Source organism: Sporosarcina ureae (assembly GCF_029267015.1).
GTDB lineage: Bacteria > Bacillota > Bacilli > Bacillales_A > Planococcaceae > Sporosarcina > Sporosarcina ureae_D.
In genome coordinates this window covers 23,239-34,867 of record NZ_JARIEA010000051.1, presented here as the reverse complement: position 1 = coordinate 34,867, position 11,629 = coordinate 23,239, and the positions used below count along the sequence as shown (strand labels likewise).

The 11,629-nt window shown below is 41.3% G+C and carries 13 protein-coding genes; all 13 read right to left on the bottom strand.

Annotated elements, in window-relative coordinates; translation table 11 throughout:
• Positions 1–113 precede the first annotated feature (113 nt).
• The 13 genes from ylqF to Q7P97_RS08315 all read right to left on the bottom strand — a co-directional run bounded on the left by ylqF (position 114) and on the right by Q7P97_RS08315 (position 11,536).
• Entirely contained in the window at positions 114–968 is an 855-nt protein-coding gene (gene ylqF, locus Q7P97_RS08375) for a ribosome biogenesis GTPase YlqF (protein ID WP_085428622.1), read from the bottom strand.
• Between the two features lie 18 nt (positions 969–986).
• Complete coding sequence (lepB, locus tag Q7P97_RS08370) at positions 987–1,553, bottom strand: signal peptidase I (protein ID WP_483315736.1); 567 nt, start codon at positions 1,551–1,553, stop codon at positions 987–989.
• A gap of 103 nt (positions 1,554–1,656) precedes the next feature.
• Positions 1,657–2,001, bottom strand: a complete 345-nt coding sequence (rplS, locus tag Q7P97_RS08365) for a 50S ribosomal protein L19 (RefSeq protein ID WP_085133217.1) — start codon at positions 1,999–2,001, stop codon at positions 1,657–1,659.
• 126 nt (positions 2,002–2,127) lie between these two features.
• A complete protein-coding gene (gene trmD, locus Q7P97_RS08360) occupies positions 2,128–2,865 on the bottom strand; it encodes a tRNA (guanosine(37)-N1)-methyltransferase TrmD (RefSeq protein WP_303968776.1) in 738 nt (245 codons plus the stop codon).
• Positions 2,865–3,380, bottom strand: coding sequence for a ribosome maturation factor RimM (rimM, locus tag Q7P97_RS08355; protein ID WP_303968759.1), 516 nt, complete (start codon positions 3,378–3,380; stop codon positions 2,865–2,867). Before rimM ends, trmD begins: the two co-directional genes overlap by 1 nt.
• A 77-nt stretch (positions 3,381–3,457) precedes the next feature.
• Entirely contained in the window at positions 3,458–3,691 is a 234-nt protein-coding gene (locus Q7P97_RS08350; protein WP_081244337.1) for a KH domain-containing protein, read from the bottom strand.
• A 15-nt stretch (positions 3,692–3,706) separates the two neighbouring features.
• Entirely contained in the window at positions 3,707–3,979 is a 273-nt protein-coding gene (gene rpsP / locus Q7P97_RS08345) for a 30S ribosomal protein S16 (RefSeq protein WP_085428619.1), read from the bottom strand.
• Between the two features lie 92 nt (positions 3,980–4,071).
• Positions 4,072–5,427, bottom strand: a complete 1,356-nt coding sequence (gene ffh / locus Q7P97_RS08340; RefSeq protein WP_303968758.1) for a signal recognition particle protein — start codon at positions 5,425–5,427, stop codon at positions 4,072–4,074.
• 12 nt (positions 5,428–5,439) lie between these two features.
• A complete protein-coding gene (locus Q7P97_RS08335) occupies positions 5,440–5,766 on the bottom strand; it encodes a putative DNA-binding protein (protein ID WP_303968757.1) in 327 nt (108 codons plus the stop codon).
• A gap of 63 nt (positions 5,767–5,829) precedes the next feature.
• On the bottom strand, positions 5,830–6,852 hold the full coding sequence (ftsY, locus tag Q7P97_RS08330; RefSeq protein ID WP_303968756.1) for a signal recognition particle-docking protein FtsY: 1,023 nt from the start codon (positions 6,850–6,852) through the stop codon (positions 5,830–5,832).
• Positions 6,853–6,863: 11 nt separating this feature from the next.
• Positions 6,864–10,421, bottom strand: a complete 3,558-nt coding sequence (gene smc / locus Q7P97_RS08325) for a chromosome segregation protein SMC (RefSeq protein ID WP_303968755.1) — start codon at positions 10,419–10,421, stop codon at positions 6,864–6,866.
• Positions 10,422–10,423: 2 nt separating this feature from the next.
• On the bottom strand, positions 10,424–11,191 hold the full coding sequence (gene rnc / locus Q7P97_RS08320) for a ribonuclease III (RefSeq protein ID WP_303968754.1): 768 nt from the start codon (positions 11,189–11,191) through the stop codon (positions 10,424–10,426).
• A 105-nt stretch (positions 11,192–11,296) separates the two neighbouring features.
• A complete protein-coding gene (locus Q7P97_RS08315; RefSeq protein ID WP_085133672.1) occupies positions 11,297–11,536 on the bottom strand; it encodes an acyl carrier protein in 240 nt (79 codons plus the stop codon).
• Positions 11,537–11,629: the final 93 nt, after the last annotated feature.

Here is an 11,629-nt window from a genome sequence, read left to right as displayed (position 1 = left end):
ACTTCACCTGTCCATCTGAAATATGTTTGTCTATATAGTATATCGGTTTCTAAATGATTTTTTCGACAAAAAAGCAACGGTTCGGAAACTGAGTTCCTAGCCGTTGCTTCTGATTATTCAAATTCCTCAGGAAAATCGAATGTTAATTTGCCTACTTGCTGGTCGCGGATATCTTGTACGATCATTTCTGCTACTTTATCATAATCAATTTCTCCGCCAACTCCATATACTTTTCTACGTTCACCGATTTTATCAAACAATGTTTGAATATTGTCCCCCACCGTTGTCATTTCGTAGCGCTGTGCTAATCTATCGGGGTAATGGGATTCTAAAAACTTAAGTGCATAGACCGCTAGCTCTTCCATATTTAATACAGAATCCTTGATCGCACCTGTTAATGCCAGTTTATAACCCACTTGTTGATCTTCAAACTTCGGCCACAATACACCTGGTGTATCAAGAAGTTCTAGTTCTTTTTCGAATTTAATCCATTGTTGTGCTTTTGTTACACCTGGTTTATTGCCAGTTTTCGCGATGTTTTTCTTCGCTAATCGATTAATTAAAGTAGATTTCCCCACGTTCGGTATGCCGACAATCATTGCACGGATTGCGCCAGGACGTATGCCACGTTGCTTCATACGGTCATACTTCGGTTGCAAGATTTCTTTTGCCGCTTTTGTAACCGTTTGTAGGCCTTTGCCTTCAAATGAATTGATCGCGACTGTACGTAAGCCTTGCTTCTCAAAGTATGTAATCCAACGCTTCGTTTGCATTTCATCAGCCAAGTCCATTTTATTCAAAATAAGCAGTCTTGGTTTATGCTGAGTTACTTCGTCTATCATGGGATTACGTGAAGAAAGTGGCAGTCTCGCATCTATTAATTCAAATACTATATCGACTAACTTCAGTTTTTCTGTGACTTCCCGTCTCGCTTTCGCCATATGGCCTGGAAACCATTGAATAGTCATTCGAATTGCCCCCTTTCGTTATTTCACAAGACCGAAATCTTTAATCGGCCAGAATACTACACTCGTACTACCGATTACTTCATCGATTGATACGGCTCCAATATGTCTAGAATCTTTACTCTTCCGACGGTTATCGCCCATTACAAATATGTGATCTTCAGGCACAGTTTGGGCATCGATTTGCGGCACGTCTTGCAGTGTGAAATCTTCCGTCAGCGTTCCATCTTGAACCTCTGATTTGTATTGATCCAGATATGGTTCTTCATACGCTTTATCATTTACATATAGTACATCATCTTTATACTCTACTGTGTCTCCTGGCAGACCGATTACACGTTTAATATAATCCTTCTGCTCAGGTGCGTGGAATACTACGATATCAAAGCGATGTGGTTCACCAATCGTGTAACCGATTTTATTGACGATCATACGATCTCCATGTTCCAATGTTGGCATCATGGAAATACCGTCAACAACGATTGGTGTGAATAAAAAGATACGAATAATGGCGGCTAATCCAAACGCTATTAACAGTGCTTTAATCCATTCTAATCCTTCACTTCTCGTTTTTTTCTCTTCCATCAATCCAGCCTCCTGCCTTGTCTGTTATTATTGTACAGTCAATTGTCTTTCTGAGCAAAAAGAAAGGAGGCCAAGTGCAAGGCCCCCTTCGTTTCTGTTTATCTTATTAGCGTAGTTCTTTGATACGAGCTGCTTTACCGCGTAGCTTACGTAGGTAGTACAACTTCGCACGACGAACTTTACCGCGACGAGTTACTTCAATTTGAGCTAGTTTAGGTGTGTGTAATGGGAATGTACGCTCCACTCCAACACCGTTTGAAATTTTACGTACTGTGAAAGTTTCGCTAATTCCGCCACCACGACGCTTAATAACGATTCCTTCGAATAACTGGATACGCTCACGAGTTCCCTCGATGATCTTCACGTGCAAGCGAAGTGTGTCGCCAGGACGGAATGAAGGGTGTTCAGTGCGTAACTGATCTTTTGTAATATCTGCAATTAGTTTTTGCATGTTTTTCTCTCCTTCTTTTCTGATGTTCTTGCACGTCTTGAATTGCAGCGGAACAACAGTAAAATAGGCGCTCTTAAAAAGCGCTTAGTAAATCATAGCATATGCCTGTTAACGAATCAAGCAAATTCAGCCTCTTTTATGCTTCCATTGTTGAAAGAGTTTTTGTTGATGTTTCGTTAATGGTGCATCTTCAAGAAGTTCAGGACGACGCTCTGCAGTGCGGAGGAATGCTTGCTCTTCTCTCCACTTCTCAATCTCTGCGTGATTGCCCGATAACAGCACAGGAGGCACTTCAAGGCCGTTGAATGTAGCAGGTCGAGTATATTGTGGATGTTCCAGCATCCCCGTCGAAAAAGAGTCGTGGACAGCCGACTGGTCGTTCCCAAGAACATCAGGGAGTAACCGTACTACACTATCAATGATTGCCATGGAGGCAACTTCTCCGCCTGTCAGTACAAAGTCACCAAGTGATATCTCATCAGTCACTAAATGTTCACGGATTCTCTCATCATATCCTTCATAGTGGCCACAGATAAACACTAGATGCTGCGCTTCGGCAAGTTCTTCTGCCTTCTTTTGCGTAAATCGCTCACCTTGTGGACACATTAAGATCACACGCGGTTTACTGTCGCTAGTGCAAGTGACGTCTTCTACAGCAGCAAAGAGAGGTTCGGGTTTTAATACCATCCCCGCACCGCCTCCATAAGGATAGTCATCCACTTTTCTATGTTTATTTGTTGCGTAGTCACGAAAATCCGTCACCTGAAAGGATGCGGCCTGTTGTTCTTGCGCTTTCTTCATGATAGAGGAATGAAGTACACCTTCAAACATTTCAGGGAACAAAGACAGGATATCAATTTTCATCATGAAAGTAATCCGTCCATTAGTTCAATTTTGATGACTTGCTCATCGATATCGATGTCTTTTACAACATCTTCGATATACGGGATATAATGCGGCTTACCTTCAGCTGGTGTTACTTCCCACACATCATTTGCACCTGTTTCAATAATTTCAGAAACCGTGCCGATCTCTTCTCCTGTTTCTGTAATCACACGACATCCAATGATTTCATGATAGTAAAACTCATTTTCCTCAAGTTCTGTTAATTCTTTCTCAGATACTTTAATTACGCCGTCACGAAACTTTTCGACGTCATTGATGTTTGGATAACCTTCGAACGTAAGCAAATCAAAGTTTTTATGCTTGCGGTGACTTGTTACTTTCACAAAAGTAGGAGCTTTTACTTTCGGCATGAAAATCGCGAGCTCACTTCCCACTTCATATCGCTCATCCGGAAAATCTGTTTTGGACATTACACGGACTTCACCTTTGATACCATGGGTATTCACGATCGTGCCTACATTAAACCATTCCATTATTTCGCCTCCAATGTATGAATAAAAGTATTTATACGTGCAAAAAAAGGAAGGAACCGGGGCTCCTTCCTTTTGGATCAATCCAAGATATCCAAATACACTTTTTTGCCGTGGTGGCTGCCTGCTGCTGAGTAAACAATCGTACGGATCGCTTTTGCCACACGACCTTGCTTCCCGATCACTTTACCCATGTCTTCCGCATTCACTGATAACTGATAAACGACTCGTTGAGATTGTTCTTCAGATACCACTTTCACGTCATCTGGGTAATCGACTAACGGTTTTACAATTGTTTCAATCAGCTGCTTCATGTCCACCCCTCCAAATTACTTGCTGTATTTAGCGTTATGGAATTTTTCCATGATACCTTGTTCTGAGAACAAGTTACGAACTGTATCAGATGGTTTAGCGCCATCTTGAAGCCATTTCAAAGCCAATTCTTCATCGATCTTAACTGTTGCTGGTTTTGTAAGTGGGTTGTATGTACCAACCTGATCGATTTGACGGCCGTCACGTGGTGCACGTGCATCAGCTACTACAATACGATAAAAAGGAGATCTCTTAGCTCCCATACGTTTTAGACGAATTTTAACTGCCATTATTATCTACACCTCCGAATAGTTTCACACAAGATAGTATATTACCAAGGTTTTATTTGTTTGTAAAGGTTTTTTTCTTAACACCCTCTATTTTATTTAAAAAACGCATCAAAACCAGGCATTTTACCCTTCTTCTTACCTTTTTGTTGCATATTGGTCATTTGCTTAACCATTTTTTTCATTTCTTCAAACTGCTTTAGCAAACGGTTCACTTCCTGGGTGGAAGTTCCAGATCCTATCGCAATTCTTTTTTTACGGCTCGCGTTGATAATTTCCGGGCTTTCCCGTTCAGCAAGTGTCATGGAATAAATGACCGCTTCTACGCGACCCATTTGACTCTCATCCACTTTGGCATTATCGAGGCCTTTGATTTTATTTGCACCCGGCATCATTTTTAAAATTTCGTCGAGTGGCCCCATCTTTTTCACTTGTTGCATCTGATCAAGAAAATCATCAAGCGTGAAGCTTTGTGTGCGCAACTTCTGCTCAAGTTCTTTAGCTTTATCTTCATCCACATTTTCTTGTGCTTTTTCAATCAACGACATGACATCGCCCATGCCAAGGATTCGTGATGCCATACGCTCTGGATGAAATGGCTCAAGCGCGTCCATCTTCTCACCCATACCGACAAACTTAATTGGTTTTTCAGTGACCGTACGAATTGATAAAGCAGCACCACCACGAGTATCTCCATCAAGTTTTGTCAGGATGACGCCAGTGATTCCGATTGTATCGTCGAAATTTTTCGCAACATTGACTGCATCTTGACCTGTCATCGCATCCACTACAAGGAACACTTCATCTGGATTCGTTAACTCACGAATATCTTTCAATTCCTGCATTAACGCTTCATCTACATGAAGTCGACCCGCAGTATCAATAATTACCACGTCATTATGCTCACGTTCCGCTTCTTCCATTGCTTTATGTGCAATTTCAACAGGAGACTGGTCCGTTCCCATAGAGAATACAGGAACTGTGATTTGCTTGCCTAATGTTTCAAGTTGTTGGATCGCTGCCGGCCGATAAATGTCCGCTGCAACAAGCAAAGGTTTTTTATTATGCTTTTTGCGTAAAACCGTGGCCAACTTACCGGTCGTTGTGGTTTTACCGGCACCTTGCAATCCCACCATCATGATAACGGTAGGTGATTTACGTGCGAATTGGATAGGGTTTTGTTCTCCGCCCATCAGATTCGTCAATTCATCTTTAACAATTTTTACAACTTGCTGGCCAGGCGTCAAACTCTTCATGACGTCCTGTCCTACTGAGCGTTCGCTGACCGTCTTGACAAACTGTTTAACGACTTTCAAGTTGACGTCCGCTTCGATTAGAGCAAAACGAACTTCGCGCATCATTTCTTTTACGTCAGCTTCGTTGATTTTACCTTTGCCTGTGATTTTATTCATCGTTCCTTGCAGGCGTTCGGCTAGACCTTCAAATGCCATAGACAATCCCCCCTATTCAAAATCCTTTAAGGTATGTAGCAACTCCATGAAGCGATCTGGATTTACAGTAGGAACCATTTTTTCTAGCTTCTCTACGGTTTCCAGACGACCTTCATGTTTTTCGAACAGATTGAGTTTCTTCTCGTAATCCTCGAGCATAGCCTCAGTCCGTTTAACATTGTCATACACAGCCTGTCTCGATACGCCGTACTGCTCTGCGATTTCACCGAGAGAAAGATCATCTAAATAATATAATTGCATATATAAACGTTGTTTGTCAGTTAATAATGATTGATAAAAATCAAAGAGGAAGTTCACTCTTGTCGTTTTTTCAAGCATGATCACGACCTCCTTCAGTCACCATTATATATTATCCTGCATACACACCACTGTCAAGTATATTTACTTGTCTTCTTTAATTTCCTCTTCATCTTCTTTAGAATCTTCCATTTCCAATCCGTCCGCAAATAATCCATAGACATATTTCTCTGGATCGAAGGGTTGTAAATCATCGATACCTTCACCAAGACCGACAAATTTCACTGGTATGTCAAGCTTATTACGGATCGCCAACACGATACCGCCTTTTGCCGTGCCATCTAGTTTTGTCAATACAATACCTGTGACATTCGTTACCTCGTTGAATGTCTGGGCTTGAATCAATGCATTTTGTCCAGTCGTCGCATCCAATGCTAATAACACTTCATGAGGTGCGCCTTCAATTTCTCGACCAATGATACGATGGACTTTTTCCAATTCATTCATCAAGTTCACTTTATTTTGTAAGCGGCCTGCGGTATCACAAATAAGAACATCGACATTGCGCTTCTTTGCTGCTTTAACTGCATCAAAAATAACCGCAGCTGGGTCTGAACCTTCAGCCTGACGAACGACCTCTACACCCGTTCGCTCTCCCCAGACGACAAGCTGTTCTATCGCCCCTGCGCGGAACGTATCCCCAGCAGCGAGCATGACCGTTTTGCCTTCCTTTTTTAACCGTGATGCCATTTTACCGATCGTTGTCGTTTTACCGACACCGTTCACTCCAACCATCAAAATTACATTCAGTCGACCTTCTTCCAAATTCAAATCATTGGAAACTTCTTCACCTGAATTGTAGATTTCTACAAGTTTTTCAGATATCAGTGACTGCATACCGGTTGTATCTTTAATGTTTTTACGCTGTACTTCTTCTTTCAGTAAATCAATTAATTCCATGACTGTTTCAAATCCAACATCTGCTTGAAGCAATACTTCTTCGAGCTCTTCAAAGAATTCTTCATCAACCACACGGAATCGGAATACTAAATCATTCACTTTCGATGTAAATGAATCTCGGGTCTTTGTCAGACCATCTTTAAACTTCTCTGTTACTGCTTCGTTTGTACCTGAAATCTTATCTTTTATTTTCTTAAAGAAAGACATTCCATCACTCCTTAGCTACTGATTTCTTCTGCTACTTCAGACAATTTCACGGAAAGTAGTTTGGAGACGCCTGATTCCTGCATCGTGATGCCATAGAGGACGTCAGCGCCTTCCATCGTACCTTTTCGATGCGTAATTACAATGAATTGGGTTTGCTCCGACACTTTCTTCAAATAATTACTATACCGTACTACGTTCGCTTCATCCAGCGCTGCTTCCACTTCATCTAGAATACAGAATGGCACAGGGCGGACTTCCAATATGGAAAACAGCAAGGAAATTACAGTGAGCGCACGTTCCCCACCAGATAATAGGCGTAAGTTCTGTAATTTCTTCCCTGGAGGTCGTGCTACGATATCAATTCCTGTTGTCAGTAAGTTAGCAGGATCTGTTAAGACTAGGTCCGCTTCTCCGCCACCAAACATGTCTTTAAACACACGACGGAAATGACTTCGGATCGATTCAAATGTTGTTTCGAAGCGACTTTTCATTTCTTGATCCATTTCTGCCATTGCTTCTTGCAACGTATTTTTTGCTTCGACCAAGTCATTACGCTGTGACTGTAAAAATTCATGGCGCTCTGATACTTCCTGGAATTCCTGAATCGCATTGGGATTGACAGGCCCGATCTTTGCAAGTTGTTGCTTACAATCTTCTACCGTTTTGCGAAGTAGTGGAATGTCCGACGACTCAATCTGCAACTCGTTTGGTCTTAAACCATATTCTTCTTCTAGGCGATCTTTGACTATTTCATATTGCGTATCTAATCTGGACAACTGGATCTTCACCGTATTCAAGCGCTCAGAAATAGAGTCCACTTGTCGCCTAACTTTTTTCATATGCTGTTCGTGCTCCTGAACACGTTTAGCTTGCTGCAGACGTTTAGTTTTTTCTACCTCTATCGTTTTCAGCAATTTTTGTTTCGCTTCAGTTGCTTGATGACTTTGTTTTTCAATTTCCTCCGGTGTTAATTCTTTACCGATTACAAACTCTTGCACGTATTGCTGTTCTTCTTGCAGTCGGCTAATTGTCAAATCCAATTCCTCTAATTGCGTGACGGTCTCCAACATACCCGTTGAATGATAGGCATCTTGTTCTTTTAACACAGCACTTTTTTGTTGCAAATCATGTAATCTCTTTTGCAAGGACTGCTGTTCTTCCCGTCTATTCTCTACTAGTCTTTCTAAACTCTCCAACTTTTCTAGCATCTGTTGAAGTTCATTTTTTAATGCTTTGTGACGAGTTTGCAAATCTTGTTTTTTGGTCGTTAATTGTTTTTCAGCAGATACAGTATCAGAACGTCCAACTTCAATTGTAGAGATTTCCATTTCTACAGATCGCATTTCCATTTCAGTTTCCTGAATAGACGAATGAATAGAGGACTTTTTCTGTTGAACATCTTCTAGCTTTACGCGTAATTGATCACGTAAATGTAGACTATCACCGACCTGATTGCGAGTTTCAGACGTTTGGGCAGTAGCTTGCTGAATAGATTTATCCATTTGACGCAATTGATTGGAAAGCGTCTCCAACTCTGCCTTTCGGGAAAATAGCGTGGATTGGCCTTTTGCACCACCACCTGTCAACGAGCCCCCTGCATTGATAATATCCCCATCCAGCGTGACGATCCGATAGCGATGTCCTATTATTTTTGCTAAACCTGATGCGGTTTGTAAATCACTAGCAATGATCGTTTGACCTAATAAATTTTTAGCGACCGACTCATATTCCATAGAAGTTCGGATGAGTTCAAATGCTGTACCGATGAAACCTTGTTGTTGAGTGAGTACTTGTCGGCTATTCATTGGCAATTCACGCGGTTTCAAGATATCCATCGGAAGAAACGTAGCGCGACCGAAATTTCTTGATTTCAAATATCCGATAGCCTGTCTGGCATCATGCTCAGTCGTAGTTATAATATGCTGCATGGCAGCGCCAAGAGCTGTTTCAATTGCTTTTGTATAAGCTGGTTCCGTTGTGATAAGTTCGACTACAGCACCTTCGATACCCTGTATATGTTGCTTTTGCTTTGCATGAAGTACTTCTTTGACACCTGAATAGAACCCTGAAAAATCTTTTTCGAGACTTTCTAGGGCACGCAGTCTTCCTTGCATTTCGGACTGTTTGCGTAATGCTTTTTGAAGAAATTGCTGCTGAGTCGATAAACGTTGCTCTTCCTCTGACAATTTTTGTTGACAGGTTCTTGCTGACTTCTCCAACTCGTCTAACTGTTGCTGAACAGCTTCTTTTTGCTTGATCTTCTCCTGCTGTTCTTTGGTGAGTTGTTGTTTTCTCTCGGAAAGCAGGGCTGTCTGAACCGTAATCTTTTCTGTAGAGGACTTTTCACCTTGTAGCCGTTCTTCTACATGTTTAATTTCGTTGCGAACTGTAGCTTCTTCATTGAGCCGCTCAATATAATCAGATTTCAACTGTTCGATTTGCTGTTCTGTTTCTTTTAGCGAACTGTTCAACAGAGTCATGACTTGTTTACTTTCTTTCGTCACTTCTTCAAGTTCATACCGAATTCCCTTCTGTTTATTCTGCATGGAACTCAGTTTTTCTCTTGCTATATGTTGCGTTTGTTCAGCAATTTGTAACTCGGACTTAATTCGTTTTACTTGTTGCTCCGTATTGCGAGTCTTTTCTAGGGACAATAATCTTCTACCATCCCACTTCTCCGCTTCTGCCGTTTTATTAATCAATTCGCTTTGAAATTCATCCAGTTGAAATTCTATTTTCCGAAGAACTTGTTTATCATGATCTAGTTCCTCTTCACTTTGTGCAAGTTGAGCCGAAAACTTTTGCCGTTCTGCTTCATCACTTTTCATTACTACCGTTTTTTCGGAAATCTGCTGTTGTAATGCAGACGCGTCATGATGAAGTAATTGAACGTCAGCCTCACGAAGAGTCGAACGCAAATCAGAAGATTTACGTGCCAAAACCGCTTCTTTTTCTAGCGGCACAAGACGATCATCGATTTCCTTTAATATATCCAGTACACGATCCAAATTATCGGTCGTCTCAAATAGTTTATGTTCCGCCTGAAGTTTATGGGTTTTGTATTTCAATACACCCGCAGCTTCATCGAAAACATTTCGTCTCTCATCTGCACGACTGTTCAAGATCTCGTCTACACGACCTTGTGAAATAATAGAAAAGGCTTCTTTACCTAATCCCGAATCCATAAATAGCGTCGTGATATCTTTTAACCTACAAGTCTGTCCGTTCAATAAATACGCACTATCACCAGATCGAAAAACCCTTCTAGTTACACTGATTTCTGTGTAATCGAGCGGGAATAAGTTTTGTGCATTATCTAAAATAAGGGTGACTTCTGCAAAATTGACTGCTTTTCGTGAATCGCTGCCTGCAAAAATGACATCTTCCATTTTACTGCCGCGCAATGATTTTGCAGACTGTTCACCCAGTACCCAACGGATGGCATCGATAATATTACTTTTCCCGCTTCCGTTAGGTCCAACGATGGCCGTTACCCCTGGCACAAAATCTATATGGATTTTTTCCGCAAAAGATTTAAAGCCTGCAATTTCCAGCCTTTTCAAAAACACGATTAGTTCTCCCCTTCGTTTGTCTGCATCGATAAATGTTCAATCGCACGACGGGCAGCTTCCTGTTCCGCTTCTTTCTTGGATTTACCTATTCCTTTTCCAAGTTGTTGATCATTGAGATTGACTACGGTAACAAACTTTTTCGCATGTGCAGGACCTTTTTCTTCTATGACTTCGTACTGAAGAGGTCCGTTATTTTTTTGCTGCACTAACTCTTGCAGGCGACTTTTATAATCTGTCACATGCGAAAAAGCTCCGATACTAATTTTCGGAAAAACGATTCGTTTTAGAAACTCTTCAACGACTTCCATGCTCTGATCCAAGTAGAGCGCACCGATATATGCTTCAAACACATCCGCAAGTAATGCTGGACGCATTCTTCCACCAGTCAATTCTTCCCCCTTACCAAGAAGAATATAATCACCGAAGTTTAATTCATTCGAAAACTTAACAAGTGATGGCTCACATACAATCGCTGCACGAAGTTTCGTAAGTTCCCCTTCGCTTTTTGCAGGTTCTGTGCGGAATAAAAACTTTGATACTCCAAGTTCCAAAACAGCATCTCCAAGGAATTCCAATCGTTCATTATCGGAAAACTTCTTGCGACGGTGTTCATTGACATAGGATGAGTGGGTAAATGCATTGTACAATAGATTCTCATCTTCAAATTGAACGCCTAGTTCTTGCTGTAGCATGGTGAATTTCTCGCGTACAGCTTGTGGCAATGCAGGATGGGATGCTTGATCTTTCGATGTTCTTTTATTTTTCATAAACTACTCTGCCTCTCATCTATTAATTTTATATATGCGCTTTAAAGCGAAAAGAGACGCTTTCTTCTTTTCAGATGAAAGGAAGAAAGTGTCTCACCTAAAAGATCATTCGCCTACTTTTGCTGTAATATACGTTACTGCATCTCCGACAGTTGCAATTTTCTCTGCATCATCATCAGAAATTTCCGTTTCAAACTCATCTTCAAATTCCATAACAAGTTCTACTACATCTAGTGAATCAGCTCCAAGATCCTCACGGAAAGAAGCTTCAGGTTTTACTTCGCTTTCATCGACACCTAGACGGTCGACAACTACTTTTGTTACGCGCTCAAGTACTGTTGACAACATAGTCACCTCCTCTCAAGGCCAAATCGGCTCATTAGCTACTATTGAATTATAGGGGTTAGTCCCCTTGTTACGCAACCATAAATAGCGCTT